Genomic DNA, 20,355 nt, shown 5'->3' with positions numbered 1-20,355 from the left:
TCTCCCGCCGCAAGCTTGGCTGCGCACCGCGTGATGCGGCTCGCCCGTCTGCAGCAGCTCACGACGCTGGGCCTGGCGGCGTTCGCCGGGGGCTGGGCGCTGTACTGGCTGGCCGAAGGGCGCGCCATGCTCGCCGCAGCCGGTGCCCTGGTCATCGTGCTGGGTTACTCGGCCGTCCTGGCGCTCGAGTTCATCATGCTCCGTGCGGCCCTTGGCAGCGACCCGGCGCCGCGTGCGCGTCCGGCCGAACTACTCGGCGCCTGGTGGGGCGAGGTGCATGCCGCGCCGCGTGTCTTCTGCTGGCAGCAGCCGTTTCGCAGTCTTCGCTTCGCCGACCACCTGCCGCCCGACAGCCGGGGCCGGCGCGGCGTGGTGCTGGTTCACGGCTTCGTCTGCAATCGTGGCATCTGGAACCCGTGGCTGGCACGCCTGCACGCCGCCGGCGTGCCTTGTGTCGCGGTCGACCTCGCGCCGATCTTCGGCTCGATCGACCAGTACGTGGAGATCATCGAAGACGCGGTGCGGCGCATCGAGCAGGCCACCGGCCGCGCGCCGGTGATCGTTGCGCACAGCATGGGCGGCCTGGCGCTGCGTCGCTGGTGGGCCGAGCGCGGCGACGCGATGCGTGTGCACCATGCGATCACGATCGGCACGCCGCACCGCGGGACCTGGCTGGCGCGGTTCGCGTTCTCGCTCAACGGGCGCCAGATGCGCCAAGACTCGGGCTGGCTGCGCAGCCTGGCCGAGCGCGAGTCACCCGAGCTGGCGCGCTCGCTGACCTGTTTCTACGGCCACTGCGACAACATCGTCTTCCCGCCGTCGACGGCCACCTGGCCCGGAGCCGACAACCGCCATCTGAGCGGCGTCGCCCACGTCGACATGGTCATGCGCCCGGAGCCGTGGGCCGAACTGCAGCGCTGGTTGCAAGACTGAACGGCCCCGCCGCCCGGTCACCCGGAGCGCCGGCGCCGGCTTCGATCTCGCCCTCGCGTGCCATCGTTTCGCGCACCGCGGCATACACCGGGGCGAAGTCCGGTGCGCAGGCGTCGAACAGCTGCTCGAAGGACCGGATGACGAAGTAGGTCGGCTGGACGCTGTCGATGCGATAACGGCTGCGCATCATGCGCGCCGGTTCGAACTCGACGCGACGCGGCTGTGGCGAACGTACGCAGTACGACAGTTCGGCGCCGGAGCTGAGCAGGCCCGCACCGTAGGCGCGCAAGCCGGACGGCGTGGCGATCAGCCCGAACTCGACCGTGTACCAGTACAGGCGTGCCAGCAACTCGCAGGCACCGAGGCGCGCCGCCTTCAGCCCGCCTTCGCCGTAGGCCTGCATGAAGTCGGCGAACACCGGGTCGAACAGCAGCGGCACATGGCCGAAGAGATCGTGGAACAGGTCGGGTTCGACGATGTAGTCGAACTCGTCGGGCCGCCGGATCCAGTCGGTGACCGGAAAGCGCCGCGCGGCGAGCAGGCGGAAGAAAGCCTCCTCGGGGATCAACCCGGGCACGGCGACGAGCCGCCATCCGGTGCTGCGCTCCAGCGTGTCGGACACCGCGTCGAAGCGCGGGATGCGCTCCGGCGCCCCGAGCCGGCCCAGTGCGCGCACGAAGGCGTCGCAGGCGTGGCCGGGCAGCAGCGCCGACTGGCGTGCGTGCAGCCGTCGGTAGAGATCGTGTTCCGCCTCGGTGTAGGCGGCCCAGTCCTGCTCGCAGCAATAGTCGTCGCGGGCGCGTGAGTAGTCGCCGCGTGGCGGCCGCTCGCCTTCGCCATAAGTCACCGGCGCCACCCCGGAATTCTTCCCGTCGCGCGCGGCCGCGCCCAGTGCGATGCTCATGCCGTCTCCTGGCTGCGCGGCACAGGACCGCACGGTTCACTCTAGCGCCGCGCCCGCGCAGGATGCGCGCGTTCGAATGCCTTGATAGGTGTCAAGACGCAGGAAAACTGCAAGAATGACCGCGATGGATCCTTCCGACCCGCTCGACGCCGTGGACCGACGCATCCTGCAGGTGCTGCAGGCGCAGGGTCGCATCACCTACGACGAGCTGGCGGCCCGCGTGTCGCTGTCGCCGAGCGCCGCGCTTCGTCGCGTGAAGCGTCTGGAAGACGGTGGCGTCATCTCCGGCTACGTGGCGCTGCTCGCGCCCGAGCGCGTCGGGCTGGGCCTGACGGCCTACCTGACCGTGCGCCTGGAGAAGCACAACGATCCGCAGGCCCGCAGCCCGCTGGACCTGTTCGCCGCCGCAGTGCAGGCCTGGCCCGAGGTCATCGAGTGTGTCGCGCTCAGCGGCGACATCGACTACCTGCTGCGCGTCGTCGTGCAGGACATGGAGCACTACTCGCGCTTCGTGATGGACACGCTGCTCAAGCACCCCGCGGTGCGCGACTGCAAGACGAGCTTCGTGCTGCAGCGCCTGAAGTCGACGACCGCGCTGCCGCTGTAGCGCAGCGCTTCAGCCGTCGATGTCGCGCAGCAGAGCCCAGGTCGGCTCGATGCGCATGTTCAGCAGCGAGGCGATGTCGACGACGTCGTCGGGAATCGCCGGGTTGTCCCAGCCGGCCGAGGTATGTCGTGCGAGGCGGATCGCCAGCAGCACGTTGCGCACCTGCACCGCCTCGGAGTGACGCTCGTTGGTGATCTTCACCAGCAGCGGCGGCAGGCGCCACTGCGTCAGCAGCGTCTGCTGCAAATCGGTCAGCCGGATGTTGAGCACCTGCTCCTGAGCGACGACGCTGCGCAGCGCCGGGTCGTCGGTCTGCATGCGCGCGATCTCCAATGCCAGCGTCGGCGCATGCAGCCAGACCAGCATCTCGGCGAAGTCGTGCAGCAGCGCGGCTTCGCGGATCACGGCGACGTCGTGATCCATGCGGTGCACGGCGAACGCGGTGGCGAAGTTGGCTGCACGGTGCGCGCGCACGAGCACGCGGCGAAAACCTTCGAGCGCCTCGGGCTGGTCGCCGAGCCAGTCTTCGACGACGGCCGAATCGGCGAAGAGGCGGAAGAAGGGCGCGATGCCGAGCATCACCAGGGCCGCGGTCACCGTCTCGACGTCGCCGCGTGTGTCGAAGCTCCGCGTGCGCTGCGCGCGGGCGACGTGCGACAGCAGCTTCAGCGTCAGCAGAGGATCGGCGGCGACCGTCTCGGTGAGCAGATGGGCGTCGACCTCGTCCTCGTTCTCGCGCAGGCCCTGCAGCGTTGCCGCAGTCTCGGCCAGGATCGGCATCGACGCGGTGTCGAAGCGCCGCGCCCAGCCGTCGACGTCGCGCGCGGGCGTCGCGAACGTCGTCGGGCGGACAGGAACGGGCGGGCTCATGAGGACACTCTATGCGGATTTATCGGCCGCGTGCGCGTCCACTTAAGCCGCGCAGGAACGCGTCACAGGCGCGTGACGCCGGCGATGTGCCCGACGAGCTGGCCGTCGAGGTACAGCGCGCCTTCGGGGGCGCCGGCCTCGGCGTAGAACTCGAGCACGGGCTCACCGGGCGGCAAGCGCCGTTCGGCATGCAGCCAGGCGGCTACGCGGCTCAGCCAGCGGCTGGTGGCGACCAGCGTGCGGGCGGCGAGCCGGCGGGCCGTGCCGCGGGTCGCGGGCACCAGGATCTGGGCGGTGGTTCTCATCATCGTCTCCTGCGGGTGCGCCGCGGCGGCGGCCGTCCCGCGTGCTGTTCAGGGGCTGTGGGTCACGGTCTCGAGTTCGCGGCGCATCGCGTCGCGGGCGCGTTGGCGCAGGGCGCCGTTGCCCGGGCGGTGCGGGCCGGCACGCCGGCGGCTGGCCGCGACGGCGAACGGGTTGCGGGGCTTGCGGCTGACAGTGGTCTTCATCGAACTTCTCCTCGAAAGCGGGCCGCACAAACGAAACGGCCCGGGGATGCCCGGGCCGTCGACACGCCAGCAAAGGCGTCAGGCGAGCGGCGTCGACCCGGGGCGGGTGACGAGAACGGACACGACGAAAGCGGCGGCCGCCAAACTGGGGCGACGGAACGGGCAGAACGCTCGTGCGGGCTTCATCGAATCCGATCGGGGGTGGAAGGGCGCTGCGGCCAGGGGCTGATGCAGCGGGCTTGCGCGCATGATAAAGACAACGTTATCAATAGGGCAAGCGTTTCGTGGCGAACGAACAAGGGGGGCGTGCCGCGTCTGCCACGCCCGCGGAACGGCCTGTCGATCGAGGGAACGGGCGCGCCAGGGCGCGCGTGAGCCTTACTTGCGCGGCTTCAGCGGTGCGACGCCGGTCTGGCTGCGGCGCCAGAGATCCGCCGGATCCTCGGCTGCGGCCGTGGACGCAGCGGGCCGGGCCGGCGTGCGCGTGGCCGGGGAGCCGGCCGGACGGGCGGGCGCAGTCTCGGCCGGCGGAGTCAGCACCTCGCCGAGCAAGTCCAGCAGCCGCGTGCGCGCCCGTTGCGGATGGCGGCGATAGTAGGTCAGCACCAGGCCGACGATGAACCGTTCGTCGTCGTCGCGCGGCACGTTGTCCGGCAGTGGCGCGGCCGCGGTGGCCGTCGTCGTGGCGGCGGCCGCGGGTTCGGCGCTGCGTTCGGCACTGCCGTCGTGCGGCAGGTCCATCCAGCCGCGCGGCTTGTGGCAGAGCTGCTCGAACTGGCGTGCCAGGCGTTCGCCGATCTGGCGCGAGCGGCTCTTGATCTGGCTCCAGTAGCTGGGCTGGATCTGCACGCGTTCGGCGAAGCGCCGCTCCAGGCCGCGCAGGGTGGCGGCATCGGCGTGGCGTGCGGTCTGGCGCACGAACTCCTCGAACAGGCGGAGTGCGTTGTCCAGGCGCACCTGCGCGAGATCGGGAGCAGCCGTTTGCATCACCCGCGATGATAAAGCCGGCTTCACCGGCCTCATGTCTCAGCCGCCGGCGATCAGGCCGCGACCGATGCGCGCGCTGCCAGGGCAGCCGCACAACGCCAGCGCGATCTCGAGTTCGTCGCGCAGCAGACGCAGCAGGTGCGCGACGCCCGGCGCGCCCGCGGTCGCCAGCGCCCAGACCTGGGGGCGCCCCAGCAGCACGGCGGTCGCGCCCAGCGCCAGCGCCTTGACGACGTCGGTGCCGCGCCGGATGCCGCCGTCGACGAGCAGCGGCAGCGCGCCGCCCACCGCGTCGGCGATGCGTGGCAGCGCCCAGGCCGTGCTGACGGTCGTATCCAGCGTGCGTCCACCATGGTTGGACACCACGAGACCGGCGACCCCGCAGCTCAGCGCCCGTCGCGCGTCGTCCGGGTGCAGCACGCCTTTGAGCAGCAGCGGCAGCGGCGACGCGGCGGCCAGCGCCTCGATCGCCGCCCAATCCAGTACGTGCTCCGCTGCCTGCTGCAGCAGCGTGCCGCCACCCGCGCTCGGCGGTGGCAGGTTCACCGCAGACACGCCCGGCGGCAGGCGGAATCCGGCCCGCCGTTCGCGGTCGCGGGCGCCGCTGACGGGAGCGTCGACGGTCAGCACCAGGGCCTCGAAACCGGCCGTGTGGGCCCGGGTGATCAGCTCGCGCGTGAGGCCGGCATCGCGCTGGCGGTAGAGCTGGAACCACAGCGGCCCGCGGCCGGCCTCGTCGCGTACCAGGGCCGCGACGTCTTCCAGCCGGGTGCTGGCCTGCGAGCTCAGCACCAGACCGCAGCCCTGGGCCGCGGCGGCCAACGCGGCGGCGCGTTCGCCGTCGGGATGCGCCATGCGCAGGTACGCCACCGGCGCCAGCAGCAGCGGCGTCGGCCAGCGCCGGCCGAGCAGCTCGACGCTGGTGTCGGCGCCGGCGAGCGACGTTCCGATGCGCGGCAGCAGGCGCAGCGCCTCCCAGGCTGCACGGTTGTCGCGCAGCGTGATCTCGTCGCCAGCGCCTCCGGCGAAGTAGGCCCAGGCGTTGGCGTCCAGCCGCTCCTGCGCCAGTGCCTGGTAGTCGCCGGCGTTGACCGGCGGCGTGTTCAGCTGTCCGCCCACTGCCGCAGCAGGTTGTGATACGTGCCGGTCAGTGCCACCGTCTCGGCGCTCTCGCCGTGTCGCTCGCGCAGCGCCACGAGCGACATGTCCAGGTCGAAGAGCAGGCGGCGCTGCTCGTCGCTGCGCACCAGGCTCTCGATCCAGAAGAACGCCGCCAGCCGTTCGCCGCGTGTCACCGGCTCGACGCGGTGCACGCTGGTGCCCGGGTAGAGCACGGCGTCACCCGCCGCGAACTTGACGCGGCGCTCACCGAAGGTGTCCTCGATGACGAGTTCGCCGCCGTCGTAGTCGGCCGGGTCGGACAGGAACACCGTGCATGAGATGTCGGTGCGGATCGCCTGCCGCGTCTGCGGGTGGTAGCGGATCGCCTGGTCGACGTGGTTGCCGTAGTGGTTGGCTTCGCCGCCGTAGCGGTTGAAGCCGGGCGGCAGCACGCGCTTGGGCAGCGCCGCGGTGAAGAACAAGGCGTGGCGCTCGAGCGCGCCGAGCACCAGCTGCTGCAGCGCCTGGGTCTCGGGGGCGTCGGCGCGCAGCTGGCGATTGCGCTTGACCTGCGCGGCCTGCGCCCCGGCCGTCGTGCGACCGTCGACCCACTCGCCGCGAGCGAGCAGCGCCCGCGCTTCGGCGAGGGCTTCGGGGGCGAGCACTCCGTCCAGGCGCAGCAGCATCAGAACTTCAGCACCGTCGTGAACTGGATGGTGCGCGGCTTGCCGGCGATGTAGTGGCCGCGGTAGAGCTGATCGGCATAGTGCTCGTCGGTCACGTTCGTGATGTTCACCTTGTAGCTCAGCTCGTCGGTCGCGTACTCGGCCATCAGGTCGGCGGTGATCCACTTCGGCGCGCTGATCTTCGAATCCGCTGCCAGCCCCACCGGCTTGTCTCGGCTGCGGCCGTTGAGGCCGGCGCCGACGCGGATCTTCGGCGAGACCTGGTAGGTCGTCCACAGCGAGCCGCTGTGGCGCGGCGTCAGTCCGGGACGAGATCCCGCAGGCTCGGTGCCGGCGGCGCCGCTGGACTTGTCGACCTCGGCCTCCGGGATCCACGAGTAGGAGGCGTAGACCTCCCAGGCCGGTGTCAGCCGTCCGGCGATGTCGAACTCGAAGCCCGCGGCGTGGCGCTCGCCGGAGAGCACGTAGTTGCACGCGTTGACGGTCTCGCTGTCGCGGTTGCGCTCGTTGTACTTGGTCGAGTGGAAGACCGCGACGCGGGTCGTGAAGCGTCCGTCCTCGCTGTCGAGCTTGGCGCCCAACTCGAGGTTGCGGCTGGACTCCGGGTCGACCTTCGAGGTGCCGGCGTCGTACTGGTAGGTGTCGCCGGCGGTGTTGAACGAGGTGCCGTAGGACGCGTGGTACGAGCTGAACGGCGACGGCTGGTAGAGCACGCCGAAACGTTTGCTCCACAGCGAGTCGCTGCGGCTGTACGAGGTGCCGGCCGGCGTGTAGCAGGGGTTGGGCTGCGGCGGATTGCCCGTCGTCGGCTGGCCTTGCGCGGTGATGGCCTTGTAGTCGCCGTCCAGCCGGTCCCAGCGCAGGCCGGCGAGCAGCTTCCACGACGGTGCGACCTGCACCAGATCCTGCGCGTAGACGCCGACGGCCTTGGCGTCGAAGGTCCGCGTGCGCGTCAGCTTGCGCGCCGACTCGTCGACCCAGGCACCGTCGGCCGGCGTGCCGACGGTCGTCGGCGGCTTGACCAACGTCGGCGAGCCGGCGGCGACGCCGTAGTTGTCGAACTGTTCGTCGGCCAGGTCGATGCCGGCCTGCAGCGAGTGCTCGAGTCCGCCCCAGCGGTGGCGGCCGCTGTAGTCGCTCTGGACGTAGACGGTGTCCATCTCCATGTTCTTCAGCTGCACGCCGCTGCCGTTGGAGCGTGTCAGCACCGTGTCCGGGCCGAAGGTGTCGGAGGTCACCGGCAGGCCGCCGGGCTGCGCCGACGCCGGCGCGAAGCGGATGGCGCTGGCGCGCTGGTCGCGCCAGTAGTGCGCGGCGCGCACGGCAGTGCGCAGTTCGGAGCGGTCCTCGAAGCGGTGCAGGTGGCTGAAGTTGGCCTGGCGCGTGCCGGTCTGCGCGTAGTCGCTCGCCAGTTCGTAGGTGTTCTTCGGGCTCGTCGGCCACAGCCAGTCGCCACCGCGCGTGCCGGGCGTCAGCCAGGGCAGGCCGTAGTTCACGCCGTTGTCGTTGTCCAGGTAATACGCGCCGACGCTGAACTCGTCGGCGCTGCCGATGCCCCAGCGGTAGGTCGGCGCGATGCCGCGCTTGTCGATCTTGTTGCCCCAGTCGTCGGCCTTGGTCGCCATCGCGTTGATGCGCAGCGCGGCCTCCTCGCCGGTCCTGACGTTGAAGTCGGCCGTCGCGCGGGCGTACTCGCCGCTGCCGAGCGTCACGCCGACTTCGTTGGCACTCAGCAGGCGCGGCTGCTTGGTCACCTGGTTGGCCGCGCCGCCGGTGGAGCCGCGGCCGAAGAGCATCGAGGCCGAGCCGCGCAGCAGTTCCAGACGGTCCCAGTTGAACGAATCGCGGTCGTAGAACGCCGGATCGCGCATGCCGTCGATGAAGATGTCCCCGGTGGACTGCAGCGAGAAGCCGCGCAGCCGGATGTCCTCCTCGCCGCCCTCGGCGGCCTGGAAGGAGATGCCGCCGGTGTTCTTCAGCGCTTCCTTCAGGGTGTCGAGATTCCGGTCGTCGATCAGCCGTTCGGTGATGACGGTGACCGACTGCGGCACGTCACGCAGGTCCTGCGTGCCTTTGCCGATGCGTGTGGTCGTCGCCTGGTAGCTCGACTTGCCGTCGGGCTCGGCGGCGGCCTTGGCACGGACCGCGGGAAGGGTTGTCGTCTCGTCGGCTTCGGTGGGTGCGGTTTGCGCCACCGCGAGCGGAACGAGCCCGAACCCGGCGGCCAGCGCGCCGAGCGTGAGCGTCTTCGGGGACATCAGTTCTCCAGTTCGTAGACGATGGGAGCGTCGGATTCGCACTCGACGGGCTGGCCGTTGTCGGTGCAGGGGAGAAAACGCGCCTGGCGCATTGCGCCCAGCGCCTGCTCGTCCAGGCGGGGGAAGCCCGACGAGCGCCGCAGCGTCACGCTGCGGGGATGGCCGCGCACGTCGACGACGACACGCAGCACGACGGTGCCCGACTCGCGCAGCCGACGCGACGCCAGCGGCACGGCGACCGGCGGCTCGACGAGGTAGCGCAGCGCGCTGGGCGGGACCTGGCGGATGGTGGGCGTGACCGGCGCGGGCGCCGGGGCGGCGGTCGGCGCCGGCGGCACCGGGTTGGCGGGCGCGGCGGCGACGCGGATCGTCTCGGCCGGGGTCTCGCGCTGGACCGGAACCTCCGGCACCGGCACGGTGGCCAGCGGCGGCGGTGCGATCTTGGGGCGGGGGATCAGCGGCTCGGGCTGCGGCTCACGCTGCACCGTCGGCGCGACGATCTGCACGACCAGCGGCGCGGCGCTGGCCACCGCGCGTTCGAGCACGCCGAACTCCAGCGCCAACCAGAACAGCACAACGTGCGCAGCGACGACGACGAGACTGAACGCCGGGCGGCGGCGGCGCGGGGGCATCTGCGGTGCCAGAGCCATCGTGTTCATACGACGACTCTAGCATGAACGCGAATGATTCGTATCTGCCTTGTTAAGTCTTGAGCTTCGGCGCCGTCTTCAGGCTCCAGACCATCGTCACCGCGAGGATCGCGGCGATGACGCCCAGCGACACCAGTACCGGGATCTTGAAGACGTCGATCAGCAGCATCTTCGTGCCGATGAAGCTGAGCACGACGGCCAGGCCGTAGCCGAGCAGGTGGAACTTCTCGGCTGCCGCGGCGAGCAGGAAGTACATCGCGCGCAGGCCGAGGATCGCGAAGACGTTGGAGGTCAGCACGATGAACGGGTCGGTCGTGATGGCGAAGATCGCCGGGATCGAGTCGACGGCGAAGATGACGTCGGTGATGCCGACCAGCGCGACGACCAGCAGCAGCGGCGTCGCGATGCGCTTGCCGTCCTCGACGGTGAAGAACTTCTCGCCGTCCAGGCCGCGGCTGACCGGCAGCACGCGGCGCAGCAGCTTGAGCGCCGGGTTGGCTTCCATGTCAGGCGCCTCGCCGGCGTGGCGCCACATCTTGATGCCGGTGATCAGCAGGAAGGCGCCGAAGACGTAGAGCAGCCAGTGGAACTCGGCGATCAGCCAGGAGCCGACCAGGATCATCAGCGTGCGCAGCACGATCGCGCCGACGATGCCGATCATCAGCACCCGCTTCTGGAATGCCGGCGGCACCGCGAAGTAGCTGAAGATCATCAGGAAGACGAAGATGTTGTCGACCGCCAGGCTCTTCTCGATCAGGTAGCCGGTCAGGAACTCGAGCGCGCGTGTGTTGGCGACCTCGGCGCCGTGGGTGCCCTGCAGCGCCCACCAGAACAGCGCGTTGAAGGCCAGGCTCAGCGCGACCCAGACGAGCGACCAGCGCAGCGCCTCGCGCACGCCGACGGCGTGTGCGCCCTGATGGCGCATGACGACGAAGTCGACGACCAGCGCGACGACGACCGAGACGACGAAGACGACCCACAACCACAGCGGTGCAATGCTCTCCACGAGACCTCCAGGAATGGCAACGAACGGACGATTCGTGCCGAAAGGTCTTGCGCGGGAGATCCCGTGCGGTCCCGGGAGCAGGGCGGCGGCGAGCCGGTGCTCCGTGATGACGGGGGGCCGCGGCGCCCGATGGGCGCGGCTACTCCCCTTTCGACCGGGCGGATTCTAGGAACTGCCCCACAAACCCTGCGCCCGGCGGGGCGAAACAGGCGGGGCGCCTCCCGGCGGCCCGCCCGTGGAGGCTTAGTCGTCTTCCTTGACCTGGTGCTGGCTCTGCAGCTGCTGCTGCACCGTCGGCGGCACCGGGTCGTAGTGCGACAGCTCGATCGTGTAGCGGCCCTGGCCGGCGGTCATCGCGTTCAGGCGCGACTGGTAGCCCGAGAGCTCGGACATCGGCACCTGGCCGCGGATCACCACCGTGCCGGGCGCCGCATTGGCGGTGCCGGTCACCAGGCCGCGTTTGGCCGACAGGTCGCCGGTGATGTCGCCCATCGCCGCGTCGGGCGCGACGATCTCGATCGTCACGATCGGCTCCAGCACGATCGGTCGGGCTTCGCGGATCGCCGCCATGAAGGCCTTGCGGCCGGCCGTGGCGAAGGCGATCTCCTTGCTGTCGACGCTGTGGCTCTTGCCGTCGTAGACGATGACCCGCACGTCGACCACCGGATAGCCGGCGATCGCGCCGCCGACCAGCACCTCGCGCACGCCCTTCTCGACGGCGGGGATGAACTGGTTCGGGATCACGCCGCCCTTGGTCTGGTCGGCGAACTCGAAGCCGGCGCCGCGCGGCAGCGGCTCGACCTTCAGGAACACCTCGCCGAACTGGCCGGCGCCGCCGGTCTGCTTCTTGTGGCGGTGGTGGCCTTCGGCGTTGGCGGTGATCGTCTCGCGGTAGGCGATGCGCGGCGGCCGCGTCGTGACCTCGAACTTGTAGACCTCGCGCAGGCGCTCCAGCAGCGTGCGCAGGTGCAGGTCGCCGAGGCCGTAGATCACGGTCTCGTTGGTCGAGGCGATGTGCTCGACCTTCAGGCAGGGGTCCTCGTCGATCAGCTTGCCCAGGATCTCCCACATGCGCTGCTCGTCGCCGTGGCGCTTGGGGCCGATCGCCAGGCCGTGCACCGGCACCGGGAAGTCCAGCGGCTTGAGGTGGATGTGGTCGTCCTCGGCGGCGTCGTGCAGCACGGCGTCGAAGTGCAGCTCGTCGACCTTGGGCACGGCGACGATGTCGCCGGGCAGCGCACGCGTCACCTCCACGTGCTCCTTGCCCTGCAGCAGGTACAGGTGCGTCACCTTGAAGGGCTTGCGGCCGTCGCCGACGTAGAGCATCTGGTTCTGCTGCACCGTGCCCTGGTGGACGCGGAAGATGCCCATCTTGCCGACGTACGGGTCGACCGTGACCTTGAAGACGTGCGCCAGCACGTGTTTGGCCGGGTCGGGCTCGGCCTGCATCGTCACCGCGGCCGCGCCTTCGCCGTTCAGGAACTCCGGCGGGTTGCTTTCGGTCGGGTTGGGCAGCAGCTTGACGATGACGTCCAGCAGTTCGGCGACGCCGGCGCCGGTGCGGGCCGAGACGAAGCACACCGGGATCAGATGGCCTTCGCGCAGCGCCTGCTCCAGCGGCTTGTGCAGTTCCGACGGGTCGACGTCGCCGTCGTTGAGGTAGCGGTCGACGAAGTCCGAGTCGACCTCGACGACCTGCTCGACGAGCGCGCGGTGCGCCGCGTCGACCGAGCCGAAGTCGCTGTCGCCCTCGCGGTTGTAAAAGCAGTCGACGACCTTGCTGCCGCCCGCGGCGGGCAGGTTCAGCGGCAGGCATTCCTTGCCGAACGCGGCCTGGATCTGCGCCAGCAGGCCGGCGAGGTCGACACCGGCGGCGTCGATCTTGTTGACGACGACGAGCCGGTCGAGGTGGCGCGACGCGGCGTAGTCCATCATGCGCTGCGCCATCGGCTCGATGCCGGTACCGGCGTTGATGACGACCGCGGCGGTCTCTACCGCTTCCAGCGCCGGCAGGCTCTGGCCGAGGAAGTCCGGGCCCCCCGGGGTGTCGATGAAGTGGATGCGCGTGTCGGCGTGCGTCAGGTGCATCACGCTGGCGTTCAGCGAGTGCTGCATGCGCTTCTCGAGCGGGGCGTGGTCGCTTACGGTGGAGCCGCGTTCGATGCTGCCGGCGGCGCCGATCGCGCCGGTGCGCTGCAACAGGGCTTCGGCCAGGGTGGTCTTGCCTGCGGCCGAGGGGCCGACGAAAGCCAGCGTGCGGATCGACTCGATGCCTACGCTTGCGCCAGACAGGGGGCTGGGCATGCTCTTCTCCTTAGCGTTCGGCCGCCGGGCGGCCTGAGTTTTGTCAACGGATAGGCCGAGGTCAGGTTAAGGGATCCCCCCAGGCGACACAAGCCGGTCACGAATCGGCCGCTTGACCCGGCGCAAGCCGTCAACCCCGGGTTCGCCCCCGCTTTGGCCGGCCGATGGCAGCCGCTAGCCTCGTCGCGACGATGCCCGACGAGTCCACCCGCGCCGCCGTGCGCGCCCCCCGCCGCGTGCTGCCGGTCATCGTGCTGGCGCAGCTGGCCGGCACCTCGACGTGGTTCGCCGCCAACGCCGTGATGCCCGAGCTGCAGGCCGCGTTTGGCTGGCCGGCGACGGCCGTCGGCACGCTGACCTCCGCGGTGCAGCTGGGCTTCATCGCCGGGGCGCTGCTGTTCGCGCTGCTGGCGGTGGCCGACCGCTTTGCGGCGCGGCTCGTGTTCCTGGTCTGCGCGCTGGCCGGCGCTGGCTGCGCCGCAATGGCGCGGCAGCATGCGGCCGACTTCGACGCGCTGCTCGTCTGGCGCACGCTGGGCGGCTTCTGCCTGGCCGGCATCTACCCGGTGGGCATGAAGCTCGCGGCGCTGTGGTTCCCGCGTGGGCTGGGGCCGGCGCTGGGGCTCCTGATCGGCGCGCTGATCCTGGGCAGCGCCAGCCCGCACGCGCTGCGTGCGCTGTCGGCCGGCTGGCCCTGGAGCGTGGTCTTCGACGGCGTCGCGCTGGCGTCGGCGGCCGCCGGCCTGCTGGTCTTCCTGCTGGTGCCCGAACCGCCGCATCCACGCGCCTCGGGCTCCGGGCTGCCGCTGCGTGCGCTCTGGGCCGCGGCCACCGACCGCCGCGTGCGCGCGTCGATCCTCGGCTACTTCGGCCACATGTGGGAGCTCTACACGATGTGGGTGCTGGTGCCGGCGGTGCTGGCGACGCGGCTGGCCGGTGCCTCGCTGTCCTGGGCGGCTTTCGTCGTGCTCGGCGCCGGCGCCGTGGGCTGCGCCGGCGGCGGCTGGGCGGCGTCGCGCTGGGGCAGCGCGCGTGTCGCCGGCATCCAGCTCGCGACCAGCGGCCTGTGCTGCCTGCTCGCGCCCTGGCTGCTGCACGCGCCGGCGCCGCTGTTCGGCGCCTGGCTCGTGCTCTGGGGCATCACGGTGGCCGGCGACTCGCCGCAGTTCTCGGCGCTGACGGCGACGAACGCGCCGCCGGCGCTGGTCGGCAGCGTGCTGACGCTGGCCAACAGCATCGGCTTCGGAATCTCGATCGCCAGCATCCAGCTCTTCGTCGCCGCGGCGGCGCGCTGGCCGCTGGAAACGGTGGTGCCGGCGCTGGCGATCGGCCCGCTGCTGGGGCTGATCGCGCTGCGCCCGCTGCTCACTCGTGGCGCAGGGCCTCGATAGGGTCCAGGCGCGCGGCACGCCGCGCCGGCACGAAGCCGAAGACGACGCCGATCGCCGCCGAGAAACCGAAGGCCAGCAGGTTGATGCCGGGCTGGAACTCGTAAGGCACCGACAGCAGCGCCGAGATGCCGATCGACGCGCCGGTCGCCAGCACCAGGCCGACCAGGCCGCCCAGCGCCGCCAGCACCACGGCCTCGATCAGGAACTGCGCCAGCACCTCGCGCTCCATCGCGCCGATCGCCAGCCGCAGGCCGATCTCGCGTGTGCGCTCGGTGACGCTGACCAGCATGATGTTCATGATGCCGATGCCGCCGACCAGCAGGCTGACCGCGGCCACCGCGCCGAGCAGCGAGGTCAGCAGCTTGGTCGTGCCCGACAGCGTGTCGGCCACCTGCTGGGTGTCGAGCACGTTGAAGTTGTCGTCGTCGTTGGGCCCGAGCTTGCGGCGTTCGCGCAGCAGCTCGGTGATGCCGGCCTTCACGCGTTCGGCGTCGCTGCCGTCGCGGCGCGACACCAGCAGGGTCTGCACGCGCGTGCTGCCGGTCAGGCGGCGCTGCGCGGTGTAGGCCGGCACGATGATGATGTCGTCCTGGTCCATGCCCATCGCGCCCTGGCCCTTGGGCGCCAGCAGGCCGATGACGCTGCAGCTGAACTGCTTGACGCGGATGCCGCGGCCCAGCGGGTCGGCGTTGGCGCCGAAGAGCTCGCGCCGCACCGTCTGGCCGATGATGCAGACCGCCGCACCCGAGTCCAGTTCGGGCTGCTCGAACATGCGCCCGGCGGCGATCTTCCAGTTGCCGGCCGGGAAGTAGTCGTTGGTGCTGCCGGTGACGGTGGTGGCCCAGTTGCGGTTGTCGGCGACGACGGTGACGCTGGCGCGCACCTCGGGCGCGACCGCGGCGACGCCGCCGATCTGGGTCGCGATCGCGGTCGCGTCGGCGAGCTTGAACGACGGCCCGCCGGAGAAGCCGCCCGGCCCCAGGCGCTGGCCCGGGCGCACCATCAGCAGGTTGCTGCCCAGGCTCTGGATCTGCGTCTGCACGGCCTTGGTCGCGCCGTTGCCGACGGTGACCATCGTGACGACCGCGGCCACGCCGATGACGATGCCCAGCGTCGTCAGCACCGAGCGCATCAGGTTGCGCCGGATCGCACGCAGCGCCAGCAGCAGCGTGTTCAGCAGCATCGTTCGGCCTCCGCGACCCGTTCGTCGCCGGCGATCAGACCGTCGCGGAAACGCACGATGCGCTGGGCGTAGGCCGCCATGTCGGGCTCGTGCGTGACCATCACGACGGTGATGCGGTGCTCGCGGTTGAGCGCGACCAGCAGCGACATCACCTCGCGGCCCCGTTCGCTGTCCAGGTTGCCGGTGGGCTCGTCGGCGAGCAGCAGCGTCGGCTCGGTGACGATGGCGCGCGCGATCGCCACGCGCTGCTGCTGGCCGCCCGAGAGCTCGGCCGGCGTGTGGTGCTCCCAGCCCGCCAGGCCGACCTGCTCGAGCGCGCGCCGCGCCGCGGCGTGGCGCTGCTTGGCGCCTTCGCCGCGGTACAGCAGCGGCAGCTCGACGTTCTCCTGCGCGCTGGTGCGCGCCAGCAGGTGGAAGCCCTGGAAGACGAAGCCGATGTGGCGGCGGCGCAGCAGCGCGCGCTGGTCGCGGCTCATGCCCGTGACCTCGACGCCGCGGAAGCGGTAGCTGCCGCTGGTCGGCGTGTCCAGGCAGCCGATCAGGTTCATCACCGTCGACTTGCCCGAGCCGCTGGGGCCCATCACCGCGGTGAACTCGCCGGCCGGGATCTCCAGGTCGATGCCGCGCAAGGCGCGGAACGCGGCGCTGCCTTCGCCGTAGGTCTTGGTGATGCCGGAAAGCTCCAGCAGGGAACTCATGGCGCCGCGCTCGCCTGATCGGTGATCACCGCCAGCCCCTCGGCGACGCCGGGGCCCGAGACCTCGGTCTGGCGGCCGTCGGACAGGCCTTTCTTCACTTCCAGCGCCACCGGCTGGCCGTCCTTCAGCACCCAGATCGTGCCCTTGCCGCTGTCGGCGCTCTTGCCCGGGCCGCCGAGCGAGCGGCGGTAGCCGCTCATGCCGGGCGGGCGCGGCATCAGCTTGGACATGATGCCGTCGTTGCCGCCGCCGGCGCCCGGCGCGCCGGCCAGGTTGGGCTTGAAGCGCAGCGCGCTGTTGGGCACCAGCAGCACGTTCTCGCGTTCGGTGGCGGCGATCGTCGCCGTCGCCGTCATGCCCGGGCGCAGCGACAGGTCGCCGTTGTCGACCTCCAGATCGGTGGTGTAGGTGACGACGTTGTCGGTCTTGGTCGAGCCGAAGGCCACGCGCGTGATGCGCGCCGGGTACTGGCGACCGGGCTGCGCGGCGACGGTGAAGCGTGCCTTCTGGCCGTTGCTCACCTGGCCGACGTCGGCTTCGTCGACATCGACCGAGAGCTTCATCTTCGTCAGGTCCTCGGCCAGCGTGAACAGCGTCACTGCCTGCAGCGAAGCGGCAACGGCGTTGCCGGGCTCGACGCTGCGCGCCAGCACCGTGCCGTCGATCGGCGAGCGGATCGAGGCCTTGGCGAGGTTGGTCTCGTTGGTCGAAAGCGTGGTCTGCACCTGGGCGACGCTGGCCTGCGCGGCGGCGAGGTCGGCCTCGGCGCGCAGCGCGGTCGCCCGCGCGGTGTCCAGCTCGGCCGCCGACGGCACCTTGCCGCCCGACAGGCGCGCCACCTCCTCGTAGCGCGCGAGGTTGGCGCGGGCTTCGGCCAGCGTCGCCTCGGCCTGGTGGCGCTGGGCGATGGCGGCCTGCAGGTTGGCGCGCGAGCCGTTCACCGAGTCGCGCAGCTTGGCGGTGTCCAACTCGACCAGCACCTGGCCTTTCTTGACGCGGTCGTTGACGTCGACGAGCACACGCGCGACGGTGCCCGACAGCTCGCTGCCGACGGCCACCGAGCGTGTCGGCTGCAGCGTGCCGGTGGCGGTGACGGTGATCGACAAGGTGCCGCGCGCCAGCGGCGTGGTGATGAAACGCGGCGCGGCGTTGCTCGCCGCACGCTTTTGCGCGACGACGACGCCGGCCGCCACCAGCACCAGGGCACCGGCGATCAGCCAGACGGTCGTGCGGCGCCACCAGGGGCGGTGGGCCTCGGCGCCCAGCAGCGCCTGGACCTCGTTCGGATCGGTCTTCGTTTCGGTCATGGTCTCGTCGCCTCGGCGGTCCAGCCGCCGCCCAGGCCCTTGTACAGGCGCACTCCGGCGAGTGCGAGGTCGGTGCGTGCGCTGGCCAGCGTGCTGCGCGCCGACAGCAGGCTGCGTTCGGCGTCGAGCAGCGTGCCGAAGTCGATCAGCCCGCTGCGGTAACGTGCCCGTGCCAGCTCGGCGGCGTTGGCCGCGGCCTCGGCGGCGCGTTCCAGCGCCGCGACACGTTCGCCGCCGCGGTCCAGCGCGACCAGGCTGTCCTCGACGTCGCCCAGCGCGTTCAGCACGGCCGCGTGGTAGCTGGCCTGGGCCGACTCCAGTGTCGCCTGCTGCGCCGCGATCTGCGCGCGGGTCGCGCCGCCGTCGAGCACCGGCCAGGAGACGCCGGCCAGCAGGCTGGCGGCCACCGCGCCCGGGCCGCCCAGGCCCGACCAGGTGGCGGCGCGCAGCGCGACGCTGCCGCTGAGGGAAAAGTCCGGCAGGCGCTGGGCGCGGCGCGCGTCCAGCGTCGCGAGTTCGGCGCTGACGCTCCATTCGGCGGCGCGCAGGTCGGGGCGGCGGCGCAGCAGCTCGGCGGGCACGCCGGCCGGCACCGCCGGCACCCGCGGCGCGGCCGCCGGAGCGTCGGCCAGGCGCGCGCCCAGCGTCGCCGGCGGCCGGCCGAGCAGGATGGCGAGCGTGTTCTCGGTCTGCTGCAGCGTGGTCTGCTGCGCCGGCAGCTGGGCGCGGGTCTGCTCCAGGTTGGCGCGCGCCTGCTCGGCGTCGACCGCGTTCGCCAGGCCGGCCTGCAGCCGCCACTGCACCAGCTGCAGCGTCTGCGCCTGGCTGTCGACCGACTCGCGGGCGATGGCCAGCAGCTCGCGCGTGCCCTGCCATTGCAGATAGGCGGTGGCGGTCTCGGCGGCGACCGTCAGGCGCGTGGCCTGCAGCGTCGCGCCGGCGGCGGCGAGGTCGGCCTCGGCCGCGGCCGTCGTGCTGGCGTTGAGGCCGAAGAAGTCGGGCTCCCAGCTCGCGTCCAGGCCCATCGAGAGCTGGCGCGAATAGTTCTCGCCGGAGCGCACGCGGCCGCCGCTGGCCGAGCTGCCGACCTGCAGCCAGCGCCCGGCGTCGGCCAGGTCGCGCAATGCCTTGGCGCGCGCGACGGCGGCGCGCGCCGAGGCGAGGTCCAGGTTGGCGGCCAGCGCGTCGTCGACCAGCGACAGCAGCAGCGGGTCGTCGAAGCCGGCCCACCAGGCGTCGGTGGGGGTGGCGGCCGGGGCGTTGCGGCTCCAGGCGGCGGGCAGCGTCGGTTCCAGGCGGGCGCGGTCGGCGGGTTCGGGCGGCGCCACGGCGCAGCCTACGAGCACGGCCGCCGCGGCGACGGTGGCCACGCGGTCAAGAATTCGAGTTCTCACGAGACGTCGGTCATGCACGGTCACCCGCAAGTGTCGGGTGCTCGTGTAAACAAAAGCTTATTGGAAGGCGACCTCGGCGAAGCTGCGCAGCTTGCGGCTGTGCAGCCGGCCCGGCTTCTCCTCGCGCAGCAGCTCGACGGCGCGCATGCCGATGCGCAGGTGCTGGTCGACACGCTCGCGGTAGAAGGTGTTGGCCATGCCCGGCAGCTTGATCTCGCCGTGCAGCGGCTTGTCGCTGACGCACAGCAAGGTGCCGTAGGGCACGCGGAAGCGGAAGCCGTTGGCGGCGATCGTCGCGCTCTCCATGTCCAGCGCGACGGCGCGGCTCTGGCTGAAGCGGCGCTCGGGCGTCGTCGCGGCATTGCGGCCGGGCAGCAGCTCCCAGTTGCGGTTGTCGGTGCTGGCCACCGTGCCGGTGCGCATCACGCGCTTCAACTCGTAGCCCGAGAGCTGGGTGACTTCGGCGACCGCCTGCTCCAGCGCCAGCTGCACCTCGGCCAGCGGCGGGATCGGCACCCACAGCGGCAGTTCCTCGTCGAGCACGTGGTCCTCGCGCACGTAACCGTGGGCGAGCACGTAGTCGCCCAGCTGCTGCGTGTTGCGCAGCCCGGCGCAGTGGCCGAGCATCAGCCAGGCGTGAGGGCGCAGCACCGCGACGTGGTCGGTGATCGTCTTCGCGTTCGACGGGCCGACGCCGATGTTGATCATCGTGATGCCGCCGTCGCCGGGGCCGACGAGGTGGTAGGCCGGCATCTGCGGCAGCCGCGGCGGCACGACGCCGGCCTCGTCGCCCGGCTCGGCCGTCAGGCCCGTGCGGCGCGTGACGACGTTGCCCGGCTCGACGAAGGCCAGGTAAGGCGACGCCGGATCGGCCATCGCCTCGCGCCCCAGGCGCACGAACTCGTCGATGTAGAACTGGTAGTTCGTGAACAGCACGAAGTTCTGGAAGTGCGCCGGCGCGGTGCCGGTGTAGTGGCGCAGGCGCTGCAGCGAGTAGTCCACACGCGGCGCGGTGAACAGCGCCAGCGGCTGCGCCTCGCCGCGGCCGGGTTCGTAGGTGCCGTTGGCGATGCCGTCGTCCATTGCACCCAGGTCGGGCAGGTCGAACAGGTCGCGCAGCAGCAGCCGGCGCGCCGGCTCCAGCGTGCCTTCGAGGTGGTCGCCCTCGCCGACGGCGAAGTGCAGCGGGATCGGCTGGGTGCTGGTGCCGACCTCCAGTTCGACGCCGTGGTTCTCCTTGAGCAGCGTGAGCTGCTCGAGGTAGTAGCGCTCGAAGAGGTCGGGCCGGGTCAGCGTCGTCTCGTAGACGCCGGGGCCGGCGACGAAGCCGTAGGACAGCCGCGAGTCGCCGCGCGCGACGGTGCTGGTGCGCACGCGCACGAAGGGGTAGCAGGCGCGCACATGGCCTTGGAGCCTGGCACCGCCGACGTAGGCGCGCAGCTGCTCGCGCAGATAGGCGATGCCGGCGGCGTAGATCTCGTGCACCCGGGCGAGGGCCGCGGCCGGGTCGTCGAAGCGGGCGGGGGCGATGAACGGGGCGTTCGGCATGGGTCCCTGGCAAGCCGGC

Annotated in this window: 19 protein-coding genes; 3 read left to right on the top strand and 16 right to left on the bottom strand. The window is 71.4% G+C overall.

What is annotated here, in order from left to right:
• Nucleotides 1-33 precede the first annotated feature (33 nt).
• Nucleotides 34-933, top strand: a complete 900-nt coding sequence (locus RGE_RS21445; RefSeq protein WP_014430582.1) for an esterase/lipase family protein — start codon at nucleotides 34-36, stop codon at nucleotides 931-933.
• Here RGE_RS21445 and phhA read toward each other — a convergent pair.
• Nucleotides 884-1,837, bottom strand: coding sequence for a phenylalanine 4-monooxygenase (gene phhA / locus RGE_RS21440; protein WP_014430581.1), 954 nt, complete (start codon nucleotides 1,835-1,837; stop codon nucleotides 884-886). The genes RGE_RS21445 and phhA overlap by 50 nt on opposite strands.
• Nucleotides 1,838-1,961: 124 nt before the next feature.
• On the opposite strand from phhA, the gene RGE_RS21435 reads away from it, so the two are divergent.
• On the top strand, nucleotides 1,962-2,444 hold the full coding sequence (locus RGE_RS21435) for an Lrp/AsnC family transcriptional regulator (RefSeq protein ID WP_043785934.1): 483 nt from the start codon (nucleotides 1,962-1,964) through the stop codon (nucleotides 2,442-2,444).
• A gap of 9 nt (nucleotides 2,445-2,453) precedes the next feature.
• On the opposite strand, the gene RGE_RS21430 is transcribed toward RGE_RS21435, so the two are convergent.
• From RGE_RS21430 to fusA, 10 genes are all read right to left on the bottom strand, one after another.
• On the bottom strand, nucleotides 2,454-3,314 hold the full coding sequence (locus RGE_RS21430) for an HDOD domain-containing protein (protein ID WP_014430579.1): 861 nt from the start codon (nucleotides 3,312-3,314) through the stop codon (nucleotides 2,454-2,456).
• Between the two features lie 62 nt (nucleotides 3,315-3,376).
• Nucleotides 3,377-3,619 (bottom strand): hypothetical protein, encoded by a 243-nt coding sequence (locus RGE_RS21425; protein WP_100226722.1) that lies wholly within the window; start codon nucleotides 3,617-3,619, stop codon nucleotides 3,377-3,379.
• A 48-nt stretch (nucleotides 3,620-3,667) separates the two neighbouring features.
• Nucleotides 3,668-3,823: a hypothetical protein gene (locus RGE_RS24410; protein ID WP_014430577.1), complete on the bottom strand. Its 156-nt coding sequence runs from the start codon at nucleotides 3,821-3,823 to the stop codon at nucleotides 3,668-3,670.
• Nucleotides 3,824-4,201: 378 nt separating this feature from the next.
• Complete coding sequence (locus tag RGE_RS21420) at nucleotides 4,202-4,810, bottom strand: hypothetical protein (protein ID WP_070099459.1); 609 nt, start codon at nucleotides 4,808-4,810, stop codon at nucleotides 4,202-4,204.
• A 39-nt stretch (nucleotides 4,811-4,849) separates the two neighbouring features.
• Entirely contained in the window at nucleotides 4,850-5,929 is a 1,080-nt protein-coding gene (locus RGE_RS21415) for an alpha-hydroxy acid oxidase (RefSeq protein ID WP_014430575.1), read from the bottom strand.
• A complete protein-coding gene (locus RGE_RS21410; RefSeq protein ID WP_014430574.1) occupies nucleotides 5,914-6,597 on the bottom strand; it encodes a Fe2+-dependent dioxygenase in 684 nt (227 codons plus the stop codon). The genes RGE_RS21415 and RGE_RS21410 overlap by 16 nt, the downstream gene beginning before the upstream one ends.
• Nucleotides 6,597-8,855, bottom strand: coding sequence for a TonB-dependent receptor (locus RGE_RS21405; protein WP_014430573.1), 2,259 nt, complete (start codon nucleotides 8,853-8,855; stop codon nucleotides 6,597-6,599). The genes RGE_RS21410 and RGE_RS21405 overlap by 1 nt, the downstream gene beginning before the upstream one ends.
• On the bottom strand, nucleotides 8,855-9,514 hold the full coding sequence (locus RGE_RS21400) for an energy transducer TonB (protein ID WP_014430572.1): 660 nt from the start codon (nucleotides 9,512-9,514) through the stop codon (nucleotides 8,855-8,857). The genes RGE_RS21405 and RGE_RS21400 overlap by 1 nt, the downstream gene beginning before the upstream one ends.
• A gap of 43 nt (nucleotides 9,515-9,557) precedes the next feature.
• The gene (locus RGE_RS21395) at nucleotides 9,558-10,511 is read right to left on the bottom strand and encodes a TerC family protein (RefSeq protein ID WP_014430571.1); all 954 of its coding nucleotides are present in this window, start codon (nucleotides 10,509-10,511) and stop codon (nucleotides 9,558-9,560) included.
• Between the two features lie 243 nt (nucleotides 10,512-10,754).
• On the bottom strand, nucleotides 10,755-12,815 hold the full coding sequence (gene fusA, locus RGE_RS21390; RefSeq protein WP_014430570.1) for an elongation factor G: 2,061 nt from the start codon (nucleotides 12,813-12,815) through the stop codon (nucleotides 10,755-10,757).
• Nucleotides 12,816-13,006: 191 nt separating this feature from the next.
• Between fusA and RGE_RS21385 the strand changes: the two genes are divergently transcribed.
• Nucleotides 13,007-14,206, top strand: coding sequence for an MFS transporter (locus RGE_RS21385; protein ID WP_014430569.1), 1,200 nt, complete (start codon nucleotides 13,007-13,009; stop codon nucleotides 14,204-14,206).
• Here the strand turns inward: RGE_RS21385 and RGE_RS21380 are convergent.
• From RGE_RS21380 to RGE_RS21360, 5 genes are all read right to left on the bottom strand, one after another.
• The gene (locus RGE_RS21380; RefSeq protein ID WP_014430568.1) at nucleotides 14,181-15,389 is read right to left on the bottom strand and encodes an ABC transporter permease; all 1,209 of its coding nucleotides are present in this window, start codon (nucleotides 15,387-15,389) and stop codon (nucleotides 14,181-14,183) included. The two genes, RGE_RS21385 and RGE_RS21380, sit on opposite strands and share 26 nt — an antisense overlap.
• Nucleotides 15,380-16,087: an ABC transporter ATP-binding protein gene (locus RGE_RS21375; RefSeq protein WP_014430567.1), complete on the bottom strand. Its 708-nt coding sequence runs from the start codon at nucleotides 16,085-16,087 to the stop codon at nucleotides 15,380-15,382. Before RGE_RS21375 ends, RGE_RS21380 begins: the two co-directional genes overlap by 10 nt.
• Entirely contained in the window at nucleotides 16,084-17,394 is a 1,311-nt protein-coding gene (locus RGE_RS21370) for an efflux RND transporter periplasmic adaptor subunit (protein ID WP_014430566.1), read from the bottom strand. Before RGE_RS21370 ends, RGE_RS21375 begins: the two co-directional genes overlap by 4 nt.
• A complete protein-coding gene (locus RGE_RS21365) occupies nucleotides 17,391-18,764 on the bottom strand; it encodes an efflux transporter outer membrane subunit (protein WP_232504962.1) in 1,374 nt (457 codons plus the stop codon). The genes RGE_RS21370 and RGE_RS21365 overlap by 4 nt, the downstream gene beginning before the upstream one ends.
• Nucleotides 18,765-18,845: 81 nt before the next feature.
• Nucleotides 18,846-20,336: an AMP nucleosidase gene (locus tag RGE_RS21360; protein ID WP_014430564.1), complete on the bottom strand. Its 1,491-nt coding sequence runs from the start codon at nucleotides 20,334-20,336 to the stop codon at nucleotides 18,846-18,848.
• Nucleotides 20,337-20,355 lie beyond the last annotated feature (19 nt).

The sequence above is a fragment of the Rubrivivax gelatinosus IL144 genome (genome assembly GCF_000284255.1).
In the GTDB taxonomy this organism is placed as follows: domain Bacteria; phylum Pseudomonadota; class Gammaproteobacteria; order Burkholderiales; family Burkholderiaceae_C; genus Rubrivivax; species Rubrivivax gelatinosus_A.
The sequence above is the reverse complement of the archived record's forward strand: the minus strand, read 5'-3'. Positions and strand labels throughout refer to the sequence as shown.

Coding starts and splice junctions, on each gene's coding strand:
- RGE_RS21360 (WP_014430564.1), bottom strand. CDS start 20,336: ATGCCGAACGCCCCGTTCATCGCCCCCGCCCGCTTCGACGACCCGGCC.
- RGE_RS21385 (WP_014430569.1), top strand. CDS start 13,007: ATGCCCGACGAGTCCACCCGCGCCGCCGTGCGCGCCCCCCGCCGCGTG.
- RGE_RS21410 (WP_014430574.1), bottom strand. CDS start 6,597: ATGCTGCTGCGCCTGGACGGAGTGCTCGCCCCCGAAGCCCTCGCCGAA.
- RGE_RS24410 (WP_014430577.1), bottom strand. CDS start 3,823: ATGAAGACCACTGTCAGCCGCAAGCCCCGCAACCCGTTCGCCGTCGCG.
- RGE_RS21435 (WP_043785934.1), top strand. CDS start 1,962: ATGGATCCTTCCGACCCGCTCGACGCCGTGGACCGACGCATCCTGCAG.
- RGE_RS21425 (WP_100226722.1), bottom strand. CDS start 3,619: ATGAGAACCACCGCCCAGATCCTGGTGCCCGCGACCCGCGGCACGGCC.
- RGE_RS21400 (WP_014430572.1), bottom strand. CDS start 9,514: ATGAACACGATGGCTCTGGCACCGCAGATGCCCCCGCGCCGCCGCCGC.
- RGE_RS21445 (WP_014430582.1), top strand. CDS start 34: ATGCGGCTCGCCCGTCTGCAGCAGCTCACGACGCTGGGCCTGGCGGCG.
- RGE_RS21380 (WP_014430568.1), bottom strand. CDS start 15,389: ATGCTGCTGAACACGCTGCTGCTGGCGCTGCGTGCGATCCGGCGCAAC.
- RGE_RS21405 (WP_014430573.1), bottom strand. CDS start 8,855: ATGTCCCCGAAGACGCTCACGCTCGGCGCGCTGGCCGCCGGGTTCGGG.
- RGE_RS21430 (WP_014430579.1), bottom strand. CDS start 3,314: ATGAGCCCGCCCGTTCCTGTCCGCCCGACGACGTTCGCGACGCCCGCG.
- RGE_RS21375 (WP_014430567.1), bottom strand. CDS start 16,087: ATGAGTTCCCTGCTGGAGCTTTCCGGCATCACCAAGACCTACGGCGAA.
- phhA (WP_014430581.1), bottom strand. CDS start 1,837: ATGAGCATCGCACTGGGCGCGGCCGCGCGCGACGGGAAGAATTCCGGG.
- fusA (WP_014430570.1), bottom strand. CDS start 12,815: ATGCCCAGCCCCCTGTCTGGCGCAAGCGTAGGCATCGAGTCGATCCGC.
- RGE_RS21370 (WP_014430566.1), bottom strand. CDS start 17,394: ATGACCGAAACGAAGACCGATCCGAACGAGGTCCAGGCGCTGCTGGGC.
- RGE_RS21420 (WP_070099459.1), bottom strand. CDS start 4,810: ATGCAAACGGCTGCTCCCGATCTCGCGCAGGTGCGCCTGGACAACGCA.